Genomic DNA, 22,042 nt, shown 5'->3' on the forward strand with positions numbered 1-22,042 from the left:
CGATGGTGGGTGTCGGCTCGGCGACCGGCTGACCGTCCGCACCGGCTGGGCGATAGACGTGTGCCGAGAGCGACTCGGGAATGCACGGGAGACCCGCGGCGACCGGCCGCCGGGTAGCCGGTGGATCCCCTTACACGCATCGGTCAGAACCTGACAATGGACCGGCGGTCATGAGACGGCCTCGTGTAGCGCGGTGACTTCTGTTGCACCGCTGATGGTTTCGCGAGGCAGCCATTCGGTGCGCCCGGCCTGGGCGCACAGGTCCATGCGGCCGTGGCGGGTCTGGCCCGCCTTGGCACTGACGCGCACGTCGAGGCAGACCGAGCGCAGGCGGCCGCGACCGGGGCCGAGGCCGCGGTAGCCGGTGACGCGGGAGTCGAGGCGCAGGGTCGGGTTGACCCATTCGCCCGCGACGACCAGGGTGGCACCGCGATTGCGGGCGCGGGCGGCGAGGACGCGACAGCGGGCGGGCGGGACGGCGAGGCCACCGAGACCGAGGACCACCAGGTCGAGGCCGTCGAGCAGGACCGCCGCCACCTCGGCGGGGTCGGGGCCGGGGTCGGCGATCACCGCCAAGTGGGACAACTGTGCGCCCATCTCCGCGGCGGCCAGCAAACCGAGCCGGGGCAGGCCGACCACCGCCGCGTGACCGCCGTTTCCGGTGACCGCGGCGAGCAGCCCGGTCAGCAGGGAGTGCGCGCCGGTGTAGGCGACCACCGCACCTTTGGGCAGTCCACCCTCGGGCAGCAGATCGGCCAGCGGGGGCGGAACCGGCAACAGATCACGACGCAATGGCTGGTCACGCGGTATATGCCCGGTCGCGGACTCACCACGTCCCGGCACTGCGGCTATGCGCCTGCGCAGCTCATCGAGCATGCCCAGATCGGGCGACAACGCTTCCGAACCCATCAACACCACCTACTTCCACGATGGACCCGCGAGCGGAAAACCGCCCCGCGCCGAAACAGCAGCACCGTTTCAGCTATCGATCGTATTCGAATATACGTTCGATAGCGACCAGCGTGACATCCACCCCCTCCCCGTGTCCACCGCGGATCCCGATACAGTATTTTTCGACTGACTGGTCGATATCAAGGGAGTGTGGTGGCCGAAATCCGGCGGACACAGGCGCAGCGGCGCGCCGAGACCAGCCGTGCGCTCATCGACGCGACCATCGACACCATTGTCGAGAAGGGCTACGCGCAGGTCAGCGTCAAGGAGATCTGCCTGCGGGCCGGGGTTTCGCACGGAGGCCTGTTCGGCCGGTTCAGTACGTTGTTCGATCTGGTTGCCGCGGCGGCGGCGGAAGTCGGTGTGCGCCAACGTGAACAGTTCGTCGCGAAGATGGTCGAGCTGCCCGATCGTTCCGATGTCCGGGCGTTGCTCACCGTCTGGCGTGACGTGGCTCGCGATCCGATCAACGCGGTGTGGCGCGAACTGATCGTCGCCGCACGCACCGACGCGGCGCTGCGGGAGAAACTCGCGGTCGTCCGCTACGACTACGGTGCCGCCATGCTGGCCGATGGCGTGAAAAACCCGGTTCTGGAAGGACTTTCGCAGGAGCAGGCGTTCGCGCTCGGCTCGATGGTGCTGTTCTGTCTCGACGGCGACGCGATCAACGCCGGCCCGTTCCCCGAGCCACAGTTCGAACAATCGCGGCTCGACGCGTTGACCACCATGGTCAACGGCTATCTCGCATCACATCGCGAAACACGCCCGTAGGCGGGACGCCCCCTGCACGTCCCGCCCACGGTCGCACTCAGCGCTGGGCGCCCACCGCCTGCCCGACCAGCGTCGCCAGCACGGCCCCGGCGAATTCCGGCAAAGCGGTGGCGTTGGCCGGGTCGATCGCGGTCGTGGCAATGGTGGATGTCGTGCAGCCGGGGCCCTGAACCGGGCCTTCACCATCCAATGCCTCGGCGACCCAGGACATCACGCCGCCCGCCGCGGTGAGCGCGACAACGCCGTGTGTGCCGATGATGCTGTCGGGTGTCGCATCGCGCAGGTACGTGATCGACGCGCCGTCGGCGCAGTAGCGGGCGACCAGGTCGTCGGTGCCGCCGATCCAGCTCACCTCGTCATTGACGCCGTTCACCACATACAGTGGCGCGCTCGGTGTTTCCGCGCCCCGCTTGCGCGCGTCGACCTCCCCGCCGAGGACCGGGTCGGCCAGCATCACCTCGATCGGCGCGTTCAGCCATTCGCTCACCCGCTTGAAACGGTTCGCCGACACGGTGGTCGCGGTGCACTCCACGCCGGCCGCGGCGACCGCGGTGCGGCCCGCCGGGGTCAGGAAGGAGTCGAGTCGCGCGGCGAACTCCGGGGAATCCTTGCTGATCGAGGCAAGGCCGAGCGGCACGAGACCGACGGTTTCGCGACCGTCGGCGGTACGCATGGCCGCACCGAGATCCTGCACGGGCGCGCCGATCGCGAAGCCGACCATATTCAATTCCGGCGCGTAGCGCGGCTGCACCTGCGCGGCCCAACTGGTGGCGACCCCACCACCGGAGTAGCCCCATGCCGCGACCCTGGTGTCCTCGGCCAGGCCGAGCGGTGCGAAGTTCCGCGCGGCGCGGATGCCGTCGAGAGTGGCGTACCCCATCAGGTTCGGGGTGAGGAAGCGGTCGTCGATCCCGCCCGGATCAGGAACCGCCACCGCCCAGCCCTTCGCCAATCCGGCCGCGACCAGTGCCATCTCACCGGGAACTGTCGACCAACCCGATTTCTGCCCGTTGAGCATGCCGGCGAGATCGCCGTGCGTCAGGGTGTGCGAGGGCATGCACTCGCGCTGGATCGCGTCATAGGCCATCTGGAACGACAGCAACGGTCGTGGTTGCGCGGGTCCTCGCGGAATCAGCACCGTGGTGACCGCGGCGTGGGGCAGTCCTTCCCCATCGGTGGTGCGGTACAGCAACTGCCAGGCCTGCGCGTTGACGGGGAATTGCAGCAACATCTTCGTGGTGACAGGTCGGCTCGCCAGGATCGCACCCGGCGCGCTGGACTCGAAACCCGCTGGTGGCGTGTAGAAGTCGTCGACGACCTCGGCAGCGCCATGTCCCGCCGCCGTGATCGAACCGACGGCGATCAGCGCGCTGACCAGTAGTGCCGACCAGCGAGTTCGCCGTCCGACGCGGCCTGTCCGTCTGGGAAATCTCATCAATCCAACTCTCGATCCGACAGCGTTGTCATCAGGCGGGCCCGCACCACTTTTCGGACGCTACGTGACCGGACTCACGGAATCAAGATTTCGACCGATCGAAATATTAATTCCACTGAACGGGCCACACTCGGGATCCCGGCCAGTCAGCGCCGGTTTCGGCTACCCTCGCACCCGTGACCGAACGTGCTCGTCCCCATATCGGCCCCGACTACCTGGTCGCGGGCCGCTACCGCCTGCAGTCCAAGCTGGGCGGGGGTGGCATGGGCGCGGTCTGGCTCGCGACCGATCGATTGCTGAACCGGGAAGTCGCGATCAAACAGGTGCTGTCCACCGCGGGACTGAGCGCGGCCGAGGCCGAGGCGATCCGCAGCAGCATCGTGCACGAGGGCAGGGTGGCCGCCAAGCTGTCCCACATCCACGCCGTCGCCGTGCACGACGTGGTGATCGAGGCGGGCGAGCCGTGGCTCGTCATGGAGTACTTACCCTCGCGCAGCGTGGCCAAGGCGCTCGCACTGGTCGAGACGCTGCCCGCGGTCGAGGTGGCCCAGATCGGCGCGCAGGTGGCCGACGCGCTCGCCGCCGCGCATGCCGCCGGCATCGTGCACCGCGATATCAAGCCGGGCAACATCCTCGTCGCCGACCGCGGCAACAGTGTGGGCCTGGCCAAACTCAGCGACTTCGGCATCTCGCGCGGCGCGGGCGACACCCAGGGTGACGAACCCGACGGGATGATCACCGGCACCCCCGCCTACCTCCCGCCCGAGGTCGCGCGCGGCGCCCGGCCCACCGAGGCCAGCGACGTGTTCTCCCTCGGCGCCACCCTCTACACCGCGCTGGAAGGCCAGCCGCCGTTCGGTTTCGACTCCGACGAGCACGACGTCGTCGCCGCGGCCGCGATGGGCCGGATCATCCCGCCCACCCGCAGCGGCATCCTCACCCAGCCGGTGCTGCACATGCTCGAGCCCGCGCCCCAGCGTCGCCCGACCATGGCCGAGGCCCGCGACGAAATCCTCACCGCCGCCTTCGGCCCCGGCACCGGCGCCTACATCCTCGGTGTGCCGCTGCGCACCGAAGACGGCACCATTCCCGCCTGGTCCACCCGCAACTCCGCCAGCGGCCTGCGCAGCCCCAACTCCTCCCCCCTCCCGCGCCCGCAGCGCGCCCCGCTCGCCGCCACCGCCGCACCACAGCAGCGCGGCGGCAGCTTCATCGACAACCTCCCCAACGGCGCCCCCCTCGCCATCGGCGCGGGCGTGCTGATCGGCCTGATCATCCTGATCGCGATCATCATCGCCGTGATGTAGAGCCGCAGCCCTACCGGGTTTCACTCGATGCGGCGCCGATGCGCCCATCGAGTCAGCGCGTTCCGGTTCGACTGTTGTGTCTTACGCAGCACATTCGACGCGTGCGTCTCGACGGTCTTCACCGAGATGAACAAGGATTCGGCGATCTCGCGATAGGTGTAACCGCGCGCCAGCAAGCGCAGCACCTCCAGCTCGCGCGGGGTGAGTGAGTCCAATTCGGGATCGAGTGGCGGCTCGGGAACCGGTGAGCGCCCGGTGAACGAGTCGAGCACGAACCCGGCCAACCGCGGACTGAACACCGCGTCCCCACCCGCGACCCGGCGGATTCCGTCGGCCAGCTCGGCACCGGAGATCGTCTTGGTGACATATCCGCGCGCCCCCGCCCGAATCACCGCGATCACGTCCTCGGCCGCGTCGGACACGCTCAACGCCAAACACACCGGTCCCGCGGCGATCCCGCTCAGCACCGCCACCCCTCCGCCATCGGGCATGTGCACATCCAGCAACACCACGTCCGGCTTCGCGGCATCGATCCCGGCGACCGCCTCGGCCACCGCCCCGGCCTCACCGACGACCTCCATATCGGTCTCCCGGCTCAGCTCGGCCCGCACCCCCGATCGGAAGACCGCGTGATCGTCGACCAGGAACACCCGCACACTCACTACAAGACTCCTCAGTAGAACCGTCTCGATCGACCTGCTGTCATCGGTACCACACCGCGGTGTCCCGGCGTCGAAATCGACTCGGGTTCGGTGCGATCAGCGATCGGTGGGATGGTCGGGCGCCGACTCGCGGTCATCTGGGCGCGGTGGAGTGGTCGGCGCGTCGTCGGCCGCGACCTCGTCCGGCTCGGAGGTCCCGGAGTCGGTGCGCAGCATGACAATCCGCACCTCGGTGCCACGCCCGAGGTGCGAGTCGATCTCGGCGGTGCCGCCGCGGCGCTCGATTCTGGCGCAGATCGACTTGGCCACCCCGCGGCGGTCGGCGGGCACCGCCGACACGTCGAAACCGGCGCCGCGGTCGCGCACGAAGATGCTCACCTGGTGGGGTTCGGTTTCGGCGAACAGGTCGATCTCGGGGACATCCGCGTGTTTGGCGGCGTTGACCAGTGCCTCGCGGGTGGCACCGAGCAGGGCGGTGAAATGTTCCTTGGGCAGGCCCGCGCCGGTGTCGCCGGGATCCATCGCCACATCGCCGACGGTGACCGGGGTGACCTTCACGCCGTGCTGGTCCTCCACCTCGCCCGCGATGGTGCGCAGCGCGGTGGCCAGGCTGGACTGGGCGGGCGCGGTGTCGTCGAAGAGCCACTTGCGCAGCTCGCGCTCCTGGCTGCGGGCCAGGCGAAGCACCTCCTGGGGATCCTCGGCCTGACGCTGGATCAGCGCGAGCGTCTGCAGCACCGAATCGTGTAGGTGGGAGGCGATTTCCTCGCGTTCCTCATTGCGGATGCGGGCGCCGCGCTCGGCATTGAGCGCGCGGACCATGCGCAACCACAGCGGCACCGTGAGCAGACCCGCGCCGACCAGGGTGACCGCCACCGCGATCAGCGCCGACCCGAGCGAACTGAGATCGATCCTGGCCAGCACCACCACCCCGAGCCCGACCACGATCAGCGTCGCCCCGGCCACGATGCGCGACCAGGTGACCACCGAGGGTCGCGCGGGCAGCCCGAACAGTGCCCGTGGTCCCGGTGCGGCGACGTCGTATTCGCGCCAGACCAGCGCGGCGCCGACCGCGACCACCACGATCGGCGCGATCACATGCGCCGCGGTCCCCTGGAACAGCCACCCCACCGTCACCGCGAGCCCGAGCCCGAGCAGGGCCAGCCCGATCGCCTGCCTGCGCTCGTCACCGGTCGGTTTCGCGGCGTCCTCGCCACCAGGGGTGAAGATCCACAGCAGCCCGTAGGCCACCAGCCCCGCACCGACCAGCGCGGACAGCAGCACGAACGCCAGCCGCACCTTGATCACGTCGACACCGAGATGGTCGGCCAGACCACCCGCGACTCCCCCGACCACCCGCCCACCGCTGCGACGGACCATGCGCGGGGTCTCCGGCACCGGCGCGCCCATCGGCTCAGGACCGGGGACGGGCAGCATGGGCCGATAGCCGCGAGGCACGCCATAGCCCTGTGGATACTGGGCGTAGCCCGGCGCGGTCCGGTACTGCTGGGGCGGGATGTGTTGCTGCGGCGGCCCATAAACCACCGGCGCACCCCCGAACGCGCGCTCTACGAAACGGTGCGGACCGCGCAGTCGATGCCCGCCGAACCGCGGATTCGCCGCGGCACCCGGCCCCTCGGAAGGCCCTGCCGAATCACCCGGTCGGAAACCGTTCGCGGGCATCGGCGCACGACCGACAGCGGGCGTGCTGATCCCCGGCTGATGACCGGGCGCGGAGCTCGCTCCGCTGCCGCCCCAGCCCGCGGCACCATTACCGGGCACAGAGCTGTTGCCGGTGCCGCCCGCGGGCGGGCCGACCGGGTAGTGGGTGGCGTTGTTCCCGGCGGCGGCGCCGGGCCCGGGTGGGGCGGCGGACCCCTGGGCGGCAGTGCGGGCGGGAACAGACGGATCCATGCTCTCGATAGTGGCACGCGGGAGGGGGTGCCGACATCAGGAAAGTCCCTGATCTCGTCCCCGATGTCGGCGATCCGGCGCTGACCTGGGCGGCAGCCTGTCCGGTCCGGACAGAAATAGGGCTCTACCTGGGGGTATGTCGGATCCGGTAACGGGCCGATCCGGCGGCGCCGGACGCCGGACCGGAAACCCGGCCACAGGGTCCTCAACAGGCCCTTTAAGCCGATGCGCAGACGCTCCGAAAGCCCGGCCGCCGAGGCTTTCCTACGTTGATGGCAGGCCGGAATGACGGCCTCCGCTTCAGGGGAGGAACGACGTGAACATCATCACCACCGTGCTGGGTGCCGCCGCTATCGGACTGAGCACCATCGGGATGACACCGATCGCTTCGGCGACGCCGATGGCACCACACGAGACGACCTATCACGGGCCGGCCGGCTTCGAACTCACCCTCGGCCATACCGAGGAGTCCTACCGGCTGGTCCCCCCGCTCAACGCGATGCCGACCAATCGCGAGGTGTTCCTCGACAACACCGCCTACGTCACCGCACCGCTCGGTGCGACCGGCGACATCACCTCCGGCTATCTCGTCGCCTGCGCGGTGGACCTGACCCTGTCGGTCGGGTTCAACGGCGGCATCTCGGCGAGCGCGGGGGCGAGCATCGGGTTCGGCTCCTCCGGTCCCGACGCGTCCGTCGATATCGGTCCGTCGATCACGGCCGGCATGGATCTGAGCCTGTCGCTCGCGCCGGGCGAGATCAAGAAGATCGATGTGGGATCGATGTCCCTCGGTGCGGGCACCACCTATCTGGTGAACCGTGACTTCCATCTGATGGTGGGCAACTGCGGTGGGCCGCTCAATGTCTATTCGTGGGCGACAGTCACCGCGAGCACCGGACAGGTGAGCGCCACGAACTCGGTCTTCGGCGACACCATGTTCCTGTGAGCCGACCCGGGACCCGGCAACTCGCCGGGTCCCGGTCCAGCCGAATATCATGACCCTCGGTCGTTTTCATCGAACGGGGGGTTCATTGACCATCAGTGATACGCAGAGTTCTTCGCCGCGAGCGCATTTCGCCAAGCGATTCGCCGAACTCTATGCCGCAGCGGGCAATCCGACATTGCGCCGGGTCGCCACGGCCACCGAACGACGAATGCGCGGCGCGCAGGCGGGCACCCCGTCACCGCAGCGGATCAGCGATTGGAAGGCCGGGCGCAATGTGCCCGCTCGCTTCGAATCGCTGCTGCCGGTGGTCCTCACGCTCGTCGAGATGACCGAGAAGGCCCAGCGCGATCTTCCACGCACACTGGCCGACCCGCACGAATGGCGACGGCTGTGGCAGGAGTCGGTCACCTGGACAGCGGCCGCGGGCGACGGCGAGACCTGCCCCTACCCCGGCCTGCGCGCCTACCTACCCGAGGAGCACACCATGTTCTTCGGACGCGAGCAGGCCACCACCGAATTCGTCGAACTGGTCCGCGCCACCACCGGCATCGTCGTACTGATCGGCGCCTCGGGCGCGGGCAAGTCCTCGCTGCTGGCGGCGGGCCTGCGACCGGCGATCGACCTGCCCGCCGCCACCATGACGCCGGGTGCGACGCCGACCGCCGGACTCGCCGCGACGCTGACCGATGAACCGCGGGTCCTGATCGTCGACCAGTTCGAGGAACTGTTCACCCTGTGTCAGGACGAGGCCGAACGGGTGGCGTTCCTGGCGGCGCTCGCAGGCCTACCCGATTCGCTGACGGTCGTGCTGGCGCTGCGCGCCGACTTCTACGAACAATGCCTGCACTACCCGATATTGCGGAACAGCTTGCAGCGCACCAATTACCTACTCGGCGCGATGTCCATGGACGAGGTGTCGCACGCGATCACCGGCCCAGCGGCCGCCGCCGGACTCACCCTCGAACCAGGCCTGGAAGAGCTGGTACTCACCGAACTGCGCGGGCTCGGCGGGCACCTCAGCACCGACGGCTACGACCCCGGCGCGCTGCCACTGCTGTCCCACGTGATGTCCGCGACCTGGCAGCAACGCGAAGGCCGCAAACTCACGGTCGCCGGTTACCGCAAGACCGGCGGAGTCGCTGGGTCGGTCGCCGAGACCGCCGAACTGGCCTGGAGCGAGCTCACCGCGGCGCAGCAGGGCGCCGCGCAGGAGTTGCTCGGCTCGCTCGTCACGGTCGGACAGGATGGACGCGATACGAGACGGACCGTCGACCGCGCCGAATTACTCGCCCGCAGCGGCGACCCCGACGCCACAGCGGAAGCGCTGGAAGTGCTCGCGGCCAGCAGATTGATCGCTCTCGACGCGGGCTCGGTGCAGTTCTCCCACGAGATCGTGCTGACCGCATGGCCCCGGTTGCGCGGCTGGATCGACACCGACCGAGTCGGACACCAGGTCCGACAGCGGCTCGAGCACGATGCGGCCGAATGGGAAGCAGCGGGCCATGATTCGGCACTGCTGTATCGCGGCACCCGGCTCGACAGTGCGAGCGAGCACACCGGAGGTGCCCCGATCGGTCCGCGTGTGCGTGCCTTCCTCAAGGCCTCACGGCGAGCCGTCCGGATCGGTGGGCGATGGCGGATCGGGGCGATCGTGGTGGTGCTCGCGCTGCTTGCCACCGGCGTGATCGCCATCGACCGCACCCGGCTCGCCGATCAGCGCGCACTGGACCGCGACTACGCCGAACTCGTGGCCGCCGCCAGCCGGACCCGGAGCAGCGACCCATCGATCTCGGCCCAGTTCCTGTTGGCCGCGTACCGAATCCGGCCCGACGACGCGACGCGCACCCAGCTGCTGAACAGCCAGGACGCACCACTGGCCGTCACCGTGCCCGCCCACGAGCGGGGCATCTCCGTGCTGGCATATCGCCCGGCCGACGCACTACTGGTCTCGATCGACTACGTAGGCGACACCGCCTTCTGGGATCTGCGCGATCCCGCGCGACCGCGCCGACTCACCACCTCGCTCGGCACGAGAACCCACCAGCTCGATTTCATCCCGGGCAGCACCGACGCGGTCACCCTCGGCGATGCCGGCACCCAGCTGTGGGATCTCGCCGACCCCGAGTCGCCGCGCCTGATCCACACTCTCGATACCCTCCGTGCCGACACGATCGCCATCGATTCGAGCGGAACCCGACTCGCCGAGGTCGAGGCATCGACGCTCACTCTCTGGGACATCCGCGATCGGTCACGGCCGTCGCGCACCGTCTCCCGTCCACTCGCCGGTGATCACCACTCCGTCGAATTCGGCCCCGGCGGCACGGTGCTCGCGGTCGGCTCCGTCACCTTCGACACCGGCGTCCCCGATACCGTGCAGCTGTGGGACACCGCCACAGCGCGTCCCCTCGGACCGCCGATCTCGACGATGGCCGGCGACTTCCTCCAAGAGGTCACCCTCAGTCCCGACGGCACCCGCCTGGCGATCGGCACACACGGCGCGAAGGGCACCAGCAGCGCACCGTCGAGTCAGTTCGAACTCTGGGACATCACCGATCCGCGCCGCCCCCGCACCTTCGGTGCCTCGACTCGCGTCGACAACGACGTGCTGGCCTCGATCACTTTTCACCAGGACGGAAACCTTCTCGCCACCGGCTCCGACGAGGCCGCACGACTGTGGAACATCAGCGACCCGGCCCAACCCGTGCAAGCGGGCCCCGCCCTGTCGGTCAGCCCGGCCGCCTGCCCACAGGCTCGCGCCTCCCTGTGCAGCGGCGGACCGACGTCGATGCTCTTCCTCCCCGGCGAACCGGTACTCATCAGCGCGGGGCACGACGGCCTGCTACGCACCTGGACGCTGCCCCGGTCGACGATCGACGTGATTCCCAGGATGCCGTCGGGTCCGGTGTTCGATCGAGCGGGAGATCGGATGGCCATGGTGACCAGGACCGGCGACGTGGGGGTCTGGGACACTACCGATCCGCGTCGCCCGACCCGGCTGACCACGATCCCGAACGTACTGGCGCTGTCGAACCCTGTCCTGAGTCCGGACGGACGCACACTGAGCCTGCACGATATGGGCGGCAAGCGGCGGATCGTCTTCGACCTCGACGATCCACGTCATCCACGACCACTGCCCAGCTGGCCGACCGGCGAGGCCGAGAGCTCGACTGTCAAAGGCAACCGGATGCTGCTGACCTTCCCGGACTCGGTCCAGATGTGGGACGTCGCCGACCGCGTCGCGCCGAAGCCCCTCGGGTCGCCGATCACCGCGACTTCCGGAAAGGTCGTCGGTGGCAGCTTCAGCTTCGACGGTAGCCTGGTCGAAGTGATGCTCGTCGACCACCGTGGCGACTGGGAGCAGCATTACACCCGCCAGATCTGGAATCTGGACGACCCGGCGCACCCACGATTGATCGCCGAAACCGACGTAGAACTCAACACCGTCTTACAGCCGTCTCAGTTCCTGCCCGACAACCGGACCCTCGCCGTCACCAAGGCCGATCGCTTCGGCCTGTGGGATGCCGACGCACCCGAGACGTTCACCCCGCTCATCGACGCTGTCCGCACCGAAATCGGGCCGATCAGCTGGGTATCCGCGTCGGCGGACGGCACCGAGCTGGCCGTGTCGAGCGACGACGGCACGACCGGGGTGTGGAATCTCGACGACCCGCACGCACCGCGCAAGTACAGCGGTCCGCTCGGCCCCGCCGACGGTCGCGACCGACAGGTGACCATGCACCCCCGTGGCGAACAGCTCATGATCGTCACCGACAACGGCCAGCTCGGCGTGTGGGACCTCGACGCCGAGACTGTCGCCACCCGGATCTGCGCGTCCACCGGCCCACTCACCGAAGCCATCTGGCGCGGTCACATCGCGAACGTCCCCTACCACTCCCCCTGCCCCTGAACCCGGGAAATTCTCAGGGTTACCCCCGATGTGCGAAAGGGGTGGCTCGGCACACCATGGATGGCATGAGCAGAACGAGCTTCGCCGACCAGGTTCACCAGATGTGGCAGACGCGGCCCGTCCGGCTGCCTCGGCAGGGGCCGATCGCCGGTGTGGCGGCGGGGTTCGGGTTGCGGTATGGGGTGGATCCGGTGCTCGTTCGGGTGGCCTTCGTGGTGTCGACGATCTTCGGCGGGGCCGGGATCATGCTGTACCTGCTGGGCTGGCTGGTGCTGGGGTCGGCGGGGAACGAGGTGTCGGCGGCGCAGGCCTTGTCGGCGCACGATCGGGGGTCGCATTCGCAGACCAAGACGATCGTGTTGATCGTCGCGCTGGCTATCGCCGTGTCGGCCATGGGGCCGATCGGTCTGGGGATGGGCGGGGGCGGGGTCGTGAGCCTGGGGCTGATGCTCGCAGGCTGGTGGATGCTGTACCTGCGTCATCCCGAGCTGCCGGCGGGGTTCGATGCCTACCGCGCGCCGCTCGGCACGACGGGCTATCCGGGTGCGGGTTACCCGACCGGTGGACCGGTGCGCGGCTATCCGTTCAACCCGGAGATGCCGACGACGGGGATGTACACGCCCTACACCAAACTCCCCGACGCCTACGTACCCGATCCGGCGCCCGCCCGTGCGGAAAACCACACGGCCACAGCCGAATCCACCCCACTGCTGCGTGTCGACACGGCCGAGACGGTCGTCCTGCACAAGGACATCGACGAAACAGGTGACACCACTTCGGATACGGTCGACACCGCTCGGATCACAGTGACACCGGCAGAATCCAGCAAGCCTGATTCGGCACTCACCGACGGGGCGGACACGTCGGCTTCGGACACACCGCAAGCCGCCACGGTCCCGAGTGAGCCGACCGCGGATCCGGTTCGTCCGGTTGATGATGAGGTCGCGCCCATCGATCTCGGCAAACGTACGGACAGCCCGCTGTCTGAGGCCGAGGAGACCGGCACCAGTGCGGTTCTGCACAAGAGCCTCCCCGGAACTATCTCTACCGCACCGGAACCCCCTCGAATCAACGCGCAGGTGCCCAACGGCTGGGACCCGCTCGCCGTCGCACCGCTGGCCTGGGAACTCCCGGAAGCGGCACCCCACTACGCGCCCGTTGCGCCACCACAGCCCGCACCGAAACGTCCACGCTCCCGGCTGACTCCGGTCACCATCGGCCTGGCGATCCTCGCCGCGGCGCTGGCAGGCGCCGCAGCGGCATCGGGCGTCGAATGGATGACCCCCGCGCGAATCGCCGCCTTCGCACTCGCCGTGGTCGGCCTCGGCCTCGTCGCTGGCGCGTTCCTGCGGCGCGGATACGGACTGCTGGTACTCACCGCCCCGCTGGCCGGATTCGTGGTGCTGGCCTCGCTGATCGGGCCGATCGACTTCGAGAACACCGGCGCCGTCGGCGACCGCGTCTGGGCACCGACCTCGGTGACCGAACTGCAGCCGCGCTACGCCCTCGACATCGGTTCGGGCACGCTGGATCTGCGTGGCCTGACCCTCACCGAGTCCCGCAGCGTCGAGGTCGCGGTGAATATCGGTGACGCGAAAGTGCAACTGCCCGAAGGGATGACAGTGAATACGACATGTGACATCCGAGTAGCCGATTCGACCTGCACGGAAGGACTGAGCGGACCGGACACCCCCGGTGCACCGGTGCTCGACCTGAAGATCAAGATGCACGTCGGCGACGTGGAGGTGACCCGTGGCTGAGCAGAACAACGTCGAGACCAGGCGCCGACCGGCCTTCTCCCTGCTGACCATCGGCCTGATCGCGCTCGCGGTGAGCGTCTGGGCACTGCTCGGCGCACCGACCCCCGACGGCGGCGGGATCCTGCCCATCGGCTGGGGCGTGGTGATCGCGGCCATCGTCATCGGCCTGTTGCTCACTTTGACCCCCAGCCGTAAACACCACTGACCGAAGGACAACCCCCAGAAACCAGCAATGGCCCGTCACCGTGACGGGCCATTGCTGTATACGGGACCAGTTGAGAGACAAGGGCAATGGACAAATCCGATCAGCAACCGGAAACCCCACTGGCGAAGGTCCTGTCGCCGGCCACCCACCGACCGCACACCGGCGGCTTCCTCCTGGGCAGGCTCCTGCTCACCCAGGTGGCGCAACCGCCACGGCCGGCTTAATTCACTCCCACTCGATGGTGCCCGGCGGCTTGCTCGTCACGTCGAGGACCACGCGGTTGACGTCGGCCACCTCATTGGTGATGCGCGTCGAGATCCGTTCCAGCACGTCGTAGGGCAGCCGGGTCCAGTCCGCGGTCATCGCGTCCTCGCTCGACACCGGACGCAGCACGATCGGGTGACCGTAGGTGCGGCCGTCACCCTGCACACCGACCGAGCGCACGTCGGCCAGCAGCACGACCGGGCACTGCCAGATCTGCTTGTCCAGACCGGCCGCGGTGAGCTCTTCGCGAGCGATGGCGTCGGCCTGGCGGAGCAGTTCGAGCCGGTCGGCGGTCACCTCGCCGACGATGCGGATGGCGAGGCCGGGGCCGGGGAAGGGCTGGCGGGCAACGATTTCCTCGGGCAGGCCCAGTTCGCGGCCGACCGCGCGGACCTCGTCCTTGAACAGCAGGCGCAGTGGCTCGACCAGGTCGAACTCGAGGTCGTCGGGCAGGCCACCGACATTGTGGTGGCTCTTGATGTTCGCGGTGCCGGTGCCGCCGCCGGATTCGACGACGTCCGGGTACAGGGTGCCCTGGACCAGGAATTCGACCTTCGGGGCACTGCCTTCGGCCGCACCCTCTTCGGTGACGATGCCCGCCACCGCGTCCTCGAAGGAGCGGATGAATTCGCGGCCGATGATCTTGCGCTTCTCCTCGGGATCGGAGACGCCCTTCAGCTCACCGAGGAACTTGTCCACCGCGTCGACGGTTACCAGCTTGGCCCCGGTCGCGGCGACGAAGTCCTGCTGGACCTGCTCGCGTTCACCGGCCCGCAGCAGACCGTGGTCGACGAACACACAGGTGAGCCGGTCACCGATCGCGCGCTGCACCAGCGCGGCGGCCACGGCGGAGTCGACACCACCGGACAGCCCACAGATGGCGTGGCCGTCACCGATCTGCTCGCGCACACTCTCGATCAGCGACCCGGCGATATTGGCCGGGGTCCACTGCGCGGGGATGCCCGCCAGCTCGTGCAGGAAGCGGCTGAGCACCTGCTGGCCGTGCGGGGAGTGCAGCACCTCGGGGTGGTACTGCACACCGGCCAGCCGACGCGCGCGATCCTCGAACGCGGCGACGGGGGCGCCCGCGGTGGTACCGGTGACCTCGAAGCCCGCAGGGGCGTCGGTCACCGCGTCACCGTGCGACATCCACACCGGCTGAATGGTCGGCAGGCCGCCGTGCAGCACACCGCCGTCGATGTTCAGTTCGGTGCGGCCGTATTCGCGGGTGCCGGTGTGCGACACCGTGCCGCCGAGCGCCTGCGCCATCGCCTGGAAGCCGTAGCAGATGCCGAACACGGGCACACCGAGATCGAACAGCCGCGCGTCGAGTTGCGGTGCGCCCTCGGCATACACGCTCGACGGACCACCGGACAGGATCACGGCCAGCGGCTGCTTGTCGGCGATCTCTTCCACTGTCATCGTGTGGGGGATCACCTCGGAGAACACCCGCGCCTCACGCACCCGTCGGGCGATCAGCTGGGCGTACTGCGCGCCGAAGTCGACGACGAGGACCGGTCTCTGAGTATCTGCCACCGCCACAGTTTAGTGACGGGGTGAGACGAGCAAGCAGCGGGCATCGCCGGAGCCCGGACTCGCCGTAGTGACTGTGCACGACGCGCCCCCATTGTTGGGCGTGGCGCGGTGGCTCTGGCTATCCTCGTGCTCGTGCCATTCGCCCGCGCGATCGATGCCGACATCTACTACGAGGACAGCGGTGGCACGGGTCCGGTGGTGTTGCTGGCCCACGAATTCTTCATGGATCGCACGATGTTCGCCTCGCAGCAGGCCGCACTCTCCCCCGAATTCCGGATCGTCGCCTGGGACGCGCGCGGTCACGGCCGCACCAAAGACCAGCGATTGCCCTTCACCTACTGGACAGCGGCGCGCGACGCGCTGACCGTGCTCGACTCGATCGGCGCCGAACGCGCCATCGTCGGCGGGACGGCGCAAGGGGGCTTCACCGCATTGCGGACCGCGCTGGTCGCGCCGGAACGGGTCGCCGCGCTGATCTTGATCAGTACCGAGGCGCACGGGCCGACCCTTGACCAGTCCACCGCCACCCAGCGGTTCCTCGACGAGTGGCACGACCGCAGCTCTCGTGAGGAAGCCGCGGGCCGCCTGGCCGACTGGCTCATCGGCGACGACACCTGGTACCGAGACATCTGGACCCGGCGCTGGGTCGGCGACGCCCACAGCGGGCTCGACGCTGCCGTCGGCTGCCTGCTCGGGCGCGATTCGGTACTCGACCGACTACGCGAGATCACCTGCCCGGCACTGATCATCCACGCCACGCGCAGCGGTATCGCGGGCGATCGGGCCCGCACGCTGGCCGACGGGCTCACCGCCTCCACCTTCGTGGAGATCGATGGCGCCCGCCTGGCCGTCACGATGACCCACCCGGAACCGGTCAATACCGCGATCTCCCGGTTCCTGAGGGATCGGGTCTCACTGACCCACGTGCGTTAGCGGACGCTCAGCCCGACCTTCTGGAATTCCTTGAGGTCGGAGTAGCCGGCCTTGGCCATCGACCGACGCAGGCCACCGACCAGGTTCAGCGAGCCGAACGGGTCGTCGGAGGGGCCGTAGAGCACGCGCTCGAGGCTCGGGCGGGTCACCGCGCCGTCGGGGCCGTCGAGCCAGGCCTCGTCGACCGGCAGGAACGAACCGCGCGGCACCGAGGGGTGCGCGGTGGCCGAGGGCCAGTACCAGCCGCGACCGGGCGCCTCGGCCGACGCCGACAGCGGCACACCGAGCATCACGGCGTCGGCGCCACAGGCGATGGCTTTGGCCAGCTGACCCGAGGTGGCCACGTCACCATCGGCGATGACGTGCACGTAGCGGCCGCCGGTCTCGTCGAGGTAATCGCGACGGGCCGCGGCGGCATCGGCGATCGCGGTCGCCATCGGGACACCGATGCCGAGCACCTCGCCGGTGGTGGTGGCGCCGGGGAACGAGCCGTAGCCCACGATGACGCCCGCCGCACCGGTGCGCATCAGGTGCAGGGCGGTGCGGTGATCGCTCACGCCACCGGCCACGACCGGCACATCCAGCTCGGCGATGAAGGTCTTGAGGTTGAGCGGCTCGTCGCCACCGACGTGCTCGGCGGAGATAATGGTGCCGTGCACGACCAGCAGGTCGACGCCTGCCTGGACCAGCGCGGGGGTCAGCGCACGGGCGTTCTGCGGGCTCACGCGCACCGAGGTGGTCACCCCGGCCGCACGGACCTGCGCGACGGCGGCGGCCAGCAGATCGGGCTGCATCGGCGCGGCGTGCAGTTCCTGCAGCAGCGAGATGGCCTTTTCGTAACCCCCCTTGTCGACCAGATCCAGCAGCTGGTCGATCTTGGCCTGCACGTCGGCGTGGCGCGCCCAGAGGCCCTCGCCGTTGATCACACCGAGGCCACCCTGGCGACCCAGCTCGATCGCGAACTCGGGCGAGACCAGCGCGTCGGTGGGGTGCGCGAGCACCGGGATCTCGAAACGGTAGGCGTCGAGCTGCCAAGCCAACGAGACCAGCTTCGACGAACGCGTCCGCCGCGAGGGCACGATATCGACGTCGTCGAGCTCATAGGTCCGACGGGCGACCCGCCCCATACCGATTTCGACCATGTCACGCACAGTTGCTCCCTGTGTTCGGGCGCGCGTGTGCGCGCGTTTTCGCAGACCTGACGGTCTGCATGGCTGTGCGCCGGGAGCGTACCTCCCGGCGCACAAACGCATCTATTGTACTCAGCCGCGCCCGGTGTAGTTCGGGGCCTCGACGGTCATCGTGATGTCGTGCGGGTGACTCTCCTTGAGACCCGCCGCGGTGATCTGCACGAACTGCGCGCCCTGGAGGTGCTCGATGTTCTGCGAACCGGTGTAGCCCATCGCGGCGCGCAGGCCGCCCACGAGCTGGTGGATCACCTGGTTGACCGGGCCACGGAACGGGACACGGCCTTCGATGCCCTCGGGGACGAGCTTGTCCTCGGCGAGCACGTCGTCCTGGAAGTAGCGGTCCTTGGAGTACGACTTGGCCTGGCCGCGGCCCTGCATGGCACCGAGGGAGCCCATGCCGCGGTAGCTCTTGAACTGCTTGCCGTTGACCAGGATCAGCTCACCGGGCGACTCGGCCGTACCCGCGAGCAGCGAGCCGAGCATCACGGTGGACGCGCCTGCGGCGATGGCCTTGGCGACGTCGCCGGAGTACTGCACGCCACCGTCGGCGATCACCGGCACACCGGCGGCCTTGCAGGCGGCGACGGCTTCGAGGATCGCGGTGATCTGCGGCGCGCCGACACCGGCGACCACGCGGGTGGTGCAGATGGAGCCGGGGCCGACACCCACCTTCACCGCGTCGACGCCCGCCTCGATGAGCGCAGCGGCACCAGCACGCGTGGCGACGTTGCCGCCGACGATCTGGATCCGGTCACCGACCTCGGCCTTGACCTTGGCGACCATCTGCAGCACCTGCGCCTGGTGGCCGTGCGCGGTGTCGACAACCAGCACATCGACCCCGGCGTCGGCCAGCGTCATGGCACGCGACCAGGAATCCTCGCCGACACCGATCGCGGCACCGAGCAGCAGGCGGCCGTCGCGGTCCTTGGTGGCGTTGGGGTACTGATCGGTCTTGACGAAGTCCTTGACCGTGATCAGCCCGCGCAGGCGGCCGTTGCCGTCGACGATCGGCAGCTTCTCGATCTTGTGGCGGCGCAGCAGACCCAGCGCGGCCTCGGCGGTGACACCCTCACGCGCGGTGATCAGCGGCGCCTTGGTCATCACCTCGTCCACGCGGCGATCCTGATCGACCTCGAAGCGCATGTCGCGGTTGGTGATGATGCCGACCAGCGCACCGGTCTCGTCCACCACCGGCAGACCCGAGATGCGGAAGCGCGCGCACATGGCGTCGACCTCGGCGAGAGTGTCGGTGGGACGACAGGTGACCGGATCGGTCACCATGCCCGCCTCGGAGCGCTTCACCGTCTCCACCTGGGCGGCCTGATCGGCGGCCGATAGGTTGCGGTGCAGCACGCCCATACCGCCGGCACGCGCCATGGCGATGGCCATGCGCGCCTCGGTGACGGTGTCCATGGCCGAGCTCACCAGCGGCGTGCGCAGGGTGATTTCCCTGGTCAGCCGACTGGATGTCTCGACCGAGCTGGGGATGAGATCCGAGGCCGCAGGCAGCAACAGCACGTCGTCGAACGTGAGGCCGAGCATGGCGATCTTGGTCGGATCGTCGCCCCCCGTAGGAGGGCGCACCGCGATTCGTTCGCCCGACACGGGATTACTCATTCGGATCGACCCCTCCTGGTCGTCATAGCAACCGACGCGACTGGACACAGTGCGACGGTGCTCGAGCGGAAAAAGCTTTCGGATGGTCGACAAGAACAAAGTCGCCGACGCCTGCATTCCATGGTATCCGGCGCCCGGACACGCCTGTGAAGTGAGCCCTTCCGCAAAACTTGCCCGGTGCATCGCTGGCGCGATGCACCAAGTACTGCGTACCGTGGGGATGTGCGTGACCATCTACCACCTGGCCTGCCGCCGGATCCCTTCGCCGGAGACCCCTCCGACCCGTCTGCCGCGCTCGATGCGATCGAGCCCGGTGAGCCGTTGGATCCTCATGAGCGCCTAGCGGTCGAGGAAGATCTCGCAGACCTCGCCGTATACGAAGCCCTGCTGGCCCACCGCGGCATTCGCGGCCTGGTCGTCAGCTGTGAGGATTGTCGGCAAGATCACTACCACGACTGGGACATGCTGCGGGCAAACCTGCTGCAGCTACTCGTCGACGGCACCGTCCGTCCACATGAACCCGCCTACGATCCCACCCCCGAGGCTTACGTCACGTGGGACTACTGCCGCGGTTACGCGGACGCGTCGATGAACGAGGCGTTCCACGGCGACGGGTTCGACGGGTTCGACAACTGAGCTCTGGCGGCGACTCAGCACAGCTGAGCCTGTCGCGAGGCCCGCTCCCCCCGCTCCGGTCACGCGTGCGCGGGGGATGACGCGGGCCCGCACCGGAAAACGCCCCCGAACAACGACGAAGGCCCCGAACCTGTTCGGGGCCTTCGTCGTTGGTTCAATTCATCGTTGCGCAGAAATGCTTACTCAGGAAGACGGCACGATCGGCGGCGCGGGCAGGATCGTCACCGCGGGCGGCAACTGCAAGGTGGGGGGCACCGTCGGGGGCAGCGTCGCCGACGTGGGGACAACCGTCGGGACCACCGTCGGCACGGTCACCACCGGCGGTGGTTCGACGATGGTTGTCGGCGGTGTGGTCGGATCGACAGTGACCGGCGGCGGGGTCACCGGCGGCGGGGTGGTCACCGGCGGTTGCGTCGGCTCGACCGGCGGAACCACCGGCTTGGTCTCCGGACCTGGCGTCTGCATGATGACCGGCGGCTGGGTGGACGGATCGGTGGTGCTCTGGCCGGGAGCTGTCGGTGCCACCGGAGCGGTGGTGCCCGGGTTCGTCGTCGGGGGGACCTGCACCGCGGAAGTCGGCTTGCCCGGCTCGGACGTGGCCGGCGGCAACTGCGCGCCGATCTCCGGCGCGACCTTCAGCAGCTGATCACGAAGCAGGTTCCAGCGCGCGATCAGATCCTCGCGCTTGCCCTTGTCGTCGACTTGGCCCGCGTTGGCCGAAGCCTGTTCCAGCCTGGCCTTCGCCTGTTCCGGATTGCCCGAGGTGAGCAGGTTCTGGGCGGCCAGCAGATCTTCGTCGGCGTACTGTACGACGGTGGACTGCGCCTGCTCGCTGAACACGACCTCCTTGACCCGCCACAGCGGATCGCCGGGAGCCGCGCTGTACGCGAAGGCCGTAATACCGCCGAACACCAGCGACAGTGCCGCTGCTGCCCCGAAAATCGGGCGGACCAGCCGTAGACGTCCGCGCGAGGAAGCTCCGACTCGAACCTGCCGCGCGCCGATCTCCTGATTGACCGCCGCGAACACGGTGTCCAGATCAGGGCCCGCGGGCATCGGCTCGGCCAGTAGGTCGGCCCGCCAATCCGCGAGTAACGACGCCAGCTGGAACTCTTCGGGACTGTCGGTACGCACCGGACCATCGCTGGAGATCGCGTCGATCAGCGCGTCATCGCTGCGCACCGCCGCGATGTCGACCGGTCCGGAGTCACCGGCGTCCTCGGCGGCGTAGGGACCGCTGTCGTGCGATCCGCGCTGCCAAACTTTCCGGTCGCCTAGACCGCGCTCGCCATCCCTAGCCATACATTTCACCTGCCCTCGCCACTTGTGACTTCAGTTTCGCGAGCGCCCTGTGCTGGGCAACCCGTATCGCCCCCGCCGTGCTGCCCACGGCGACTGCGGTTTCCTCTGCTGACAGACCCATGACCAAGCGCAGGATCAGGATTTCTCGATGCTTCTCGGGGAGCGTTGCCAGCAGAGTGTTCATCTGCCTGCTCGTCTCCGAGTCGAGAGCCCGCTGTTCCGGTCCGTGGTCGGTGGATATGACATCTGGTACTTCGGCCATCGCCTCCGCCTTGTTACGGGCGGCGTTGCGATGGGCGTCGGCGACCTTGTGCGAAGCGATTCCATACACGAAGGCCATGAAGGGCCGACCCTGGTCCTGATAGCGGGGCAGGGCGGTCATCACAGCCATACAGACCTCTTGCGCAACATCGTCCGCGGAGAGCTGTCCGCGCTCCGCGGCTCCGATCCGTGCCCTGCAGTAGCGAACCACCAAGGGACGGACCAGTTCCAATACCCGAGCTAAAGCGGTCCTGTCGCCCTGCGCAGCCGCAGCGACGGCGAGGTCCAACTCTTCGCCCATATGCGTCATCGTCAGAGATTTTCCTGGCGTTACGAGTGGCGCGGTCGAATGTGACCGAGCTTCCACCGAAAAGGCGGAACGGACTAACAATAGCGACCCCCGGATCGGCCGCCAGCGGGCGTGGTCGCTTCTAACCGAGCTCTC

18 protein-coding genes are annotated in these 22,042 nt (G+C 68.6%); 9 read left to right on the top strand and 9 right to left on the bottom strand.

Features of this window, described 5'->3' with window-relative positions:
* Positions 1 to 168: 168 nt before the first annotated feature.
* A complete protein-coding gene (locus ACFWO8_RS30755) occupies positions 169 to 909 on the bottom strand; it encodes a hypothetical protein (RefSeq protein WP_378971636.1) in 741 nt (246 codons plus the stop codon).
* A 195-nt stretch (positions 910 to 1,104) separates the two neighbouring features.
* On the opposite strand from ACFWO8_RS30755, the gene ACFWO8_RS30760 reads away from it, so the two are divergent.
* Positions 1,105 to 1,722 (top strand): TetR/AcrR family transcriptional regulator, encoded by a 618-nt coding sequence (locus ACFWO8_RS30760; RefSeq protein WP_378971642.1) that lies wholly within the window; start codon positions 1,105 to 1,107, stop codon positions 1,720 to 1,722.
* A gap of 37 nt (positions 1,723 to 1,759) precedes the next feature.
* Here ACFWO8_RS30760 and ACFWO8_RS30765 read toward each other — a convergent pair whose 3' ends face one another.
* Positions 1,760 to 3,157 (bottom strand): lipase family protein, encoded by a 1,398-nt coding sequence (locus tag ACFWO8_RS30765; RefSeq protein ID WP_378971648.1) that lies wholly within the window; start codon positions 3,155 to 3,157, stop codon positions 1,760 to 1,762.
* A 176-nt stretch (positions 3,158 to 3,333) separates the two neighbouring features.
* On the opposite strand from ACFWO8_RS30765, the gene ACFWO8_RS30770 reads away from it, so the two are divergent.
* Positions 3,334 to 4,464 (top strand): serine/threonine-protein kinase, encoded by a 1,131-nt coding sequence (locus tag ACFWO8_RS30770; protein WP_378971654.1) that lies wholly within the window; start codon positions 3,334 to 3,336, stop codon positions 4,462 to 4,464.
* A gap of 20 nt (positions 4,465 to 4,484) precedes the next feature.
* Here ACFWO8_RS30770 and ACFWO8_RS30775 read toward each other — a convergent pair whose 3' ends face one another.
* Together ACFWO8_RS30775 and ACFWO8_RS30780 are read right to left on the bottom strand one after the other, a co-directional pair.
* A complete protein-coding gene (locus ACFWO8_RS30775) occupies positions 4,485 to 5,120 on the bottom strand; it encodes a response regulator (RefSeq protein ID WP_378929110.1) in 636 nt (211 codons plus the stop codon).
* A 102-nt stretch (positions 5,121 to 5,222) separates the two neighbouring features.
* Positions 5,223 to 6,563, bottom strand: coding sequence for a PspC domain-containing protein (locus tag ACFWO8_RS30780; RefSeq protein WP_378971817.1), 1,341 nt, complete (start codon positions 6,561 to 6,563; stop codon positions 5,223 to 5,225).
* 793 nt (positions 6,564 to 7,356) lie between these two features.
* Between ACFWO8_RS30780 and ACFWO8_RS30785 the strand changes: the two genes are divergently transcribed.
* The 5 genes from ACFWO8_RS30785 (at position 7,357) to ACFWO8_RS30805 (ending at position 14,082) form a co-directional block, all read left to right on the top strand.
* Positions 7,357 to 7,986, top strand: a complete 630-nt coding sequence (locus tag ACFWO8_RS30785) for an MspA family porin (protein ID WP_378971658.1) — start codon at positions 7,357 to 7,359, stop codon at positions 7,984 to 7,986.
* Between the two features lie 85 nt (positions 7,987 to 8,071).
* Positions 8,072 to 11,893 (top strand): hypothetical protein, encoded by a 3,822-nt coding sequence (locus ACFWO8_RS30790; protein ID WP_378971662.1) that lies wholly within the window; start codon positions 8,072 to 8,074, stop codon positions 11,891 to 11,893.
* Between the two features lie 65 nt (positions 11,894 to 11,958).
* Entirely contained in the window at positions 11,959 to 13,653 is a 1,695-nt protein-coding gene (locus tag ACFWO8_RS30795) for a PspC domain-containing protein (protein WP_378971669.1), read from the top strand.
* On the top strand, positions 13,646 to 13,858 hold the full coding sequence (locus ACFWO8_RS30800; protein ID WP_378971672.1) for a hypothetical protein: 213 nt from the start codon (positions 13,646 to 13,648) through the stop codon (positions 13,856 to 13,858). The genes ACFWO8_RS30795 and ACFWO8_RS30800 overlap by 8 nt, the downstream gene beginning before the upstream one ends.
* Positions 13,859 to 13,944: 86 nt before the next feature.
* Entirely contained in the window at positions 13,945 to 14,082 is a 138-nt protein-coding gene (locus ACFWO8_RS30805) for a hypothetical protein (RefSeq protein WP_378971675.1), read from the top strand.
* Between the two features lies 1 nt (position 14,083).
* Here the strand turns inward: ACFWO8_RS30805 and guaA are convergent, their stop codons facing one another.
* Positions 14,084 to 15,658 (bottom strand): glutamine-hydrolyzing GMP synthase, encoded by a 1,575-nt coding sequence (gene guaA / locus ACFWO8_RS30810; RefSeq protein ID WP_378971682.1) that lies wholly within the window; start codon positions 15,656 to 15,658, stop codon positions 14,084 to 14,086.
* A 132-nt stretch (positions 15,659 to 15,790) separates the two neighbouring features.
* Between guaA and ACFWO8_RS30815 the strand changes: the two genes are divergently transcribed.
* Positions 15,791 to 16,591 (top strand): alpha/beta fold hydrolase, encoded by an 801-nt coding sequence (locus ACFWO8_RS30815; protein WP_378971688.1) that lies wholly within the window; start codon positions 15,791 to 15,793, stop codon positions 16,589 to 16,591.
* Here ACFWO8_RS30815 and ACFWO8_RS30820 read toward each other — a convergent pair.
* Positions 16,588 to 17,742, bottom strand: a complete 1,155-nt coding sequence (locus ACFWO8_RS30820; protein ID WP_378971692.1) for a GuaB3 family IMP dehydrogenase-related protein — start codon at positions 17,740 to 17,742, stop codon at positions 16,588 to 16,590. The two genes, ACFWO8_RS30815 and ACFWO8_RS30820, sit on opposite strands and share 4 nt — an antisense overlap.
* Positions 17,743 to 17,853: 111 nt before the next feature.
* The gene (gene guaB / locus ACFWO8_RS30825; protein WP_378971700.1) at positions 17,854 to 19,398 is read right to left on the bottom strand and encodes an IMP dehydrogenase; all 1,545 of its coding nucleotides are present in this window, start codon (positions 19,396 to 19,398) and stop codon (positions 17,854 to 17,856) included.
* 222 nt (positions 19,399 to 19,620) lie between these two features.
* Here guaB and ACFWO8_RS30830 point away from each other — a divergent pair, with 222 nt between their 5' ends.
* Positions 19,621 to 20,034, top strand: a complete 414-nt coding sequence (locus tag ACFWO8_RS30830; protein ID WP_022567296.1) for a DUF5319 domain-containing protein — start codon at positions 19,621 to 19,623, stop codon at positions 20,032 to 20,034.
* A gap of 183 nt (positions 20,035 to 20,217) precedes the next feature.
* On the opposite strand, the gene ACFWO8_RS30835 is transcribed toward ACFWO8_RS30830, so the two are convergent.
* Positions 20,218 to 21,336, bottom strand: a complete 1,119-nt coding sequence (locus tag ACFWO8_RS30835; RefSeq protein ID WP_378971710.1) for an anti-sigma-D factor RsdA — start codon at positions 21,334 to 21,336, stop codon at positions 20,218 to 20,220.
* A complete protein-coding gene (locus ACFWO8_RS30840) occupies positions 21,329 to 21,907 on the bottom strand; it encodes a sigma-70 family RNA polymerase sigma factor (protein ID WP_378971718.1) in 579 nt (192 codons plus the stop codon). Before ACFWO8_RS30840 ends, ACFWO8_RS30835 begins: the two co-directional genes overlap by 8 nt.
* Between the last annotated feature and the right edge of the window lie 135 nt (positions 21,908 to 22,042).

The sequence above is a fragment of the Nocardia sp. NPDC058480 genome (assembly GCF_042720495.1).
Taxonomy (GTDB): domain Bacteria; phylum Actinomycetota; class Actinomycetes; order Mycobacteriales; family Mycobacteriaceae; genus Nocardia.

What these genes read in the sequence shown, in the direction of transcription:
- ACFWO8_RS30765 (WP_378971648.1), bottom strand. Translation starts at nt 3,157, where the DNA reads ATGAGATTTCCCAGACGGACAGGCCGCGTCGGACGGCGAACTCGCTGG.
- ACFWO8_RS30835 (WP_378971710.1), bottom strand. Translation starts at nt 21,336, where the DNA reads ATGGCTAGGGATGGCGAGCGCGGTCTAGGCGACCGGAAAGTTTGGCAG.
- ACFWO8_RS30840 (WP_378971718.1), bottom strand. Translation starts at nt 21,907, where the DNA reads ATGACGCATATGGGCGAAGAGTTGGACCTCGCCGTCGCTGCGGCTGCG.
- guaB (WP_378971700.1), bottom strand. Translation starts at nt 19,398, where the DNA reads ATGAGTAATCCCGTGTCGGGCGAACGAATCGCGGTGCGCCCTCCTACG.
- ACFWO8_RS30795 (WP_378971669.1), top strand. Translation starts at nt 11,959, where the DNA reads ATGAGCAGAACGAGCTTCGCCGACCAGGTTCACCAGATGTGGCAGACG.
- ACFWO8_RS30780 (WP_378971817.1), bottom strand. Translation starts at nt 6,563, where the DNA reads ATGCTGCCCGTCCCCGGTCCTGAGCCGATGGGCGCGCCGGTGCCGGAG.
- ACFWO8_RS30755 (WP_378971636.1), bottom strand. Translation starts at nt 909, where the DNA reads ATGGGTTCGGAAGCGTTGTCGCCCGATCTGGGCATGCTCGATGAGCTG.
- ACFWO8_RS30805 (WP_378971675.1), top strand. Translation starts at nt 13,945, where the DNA reads ATGGACAAATCCGATCAGCAACCGGAAACCCCACTGGCGAAGGTCCTG.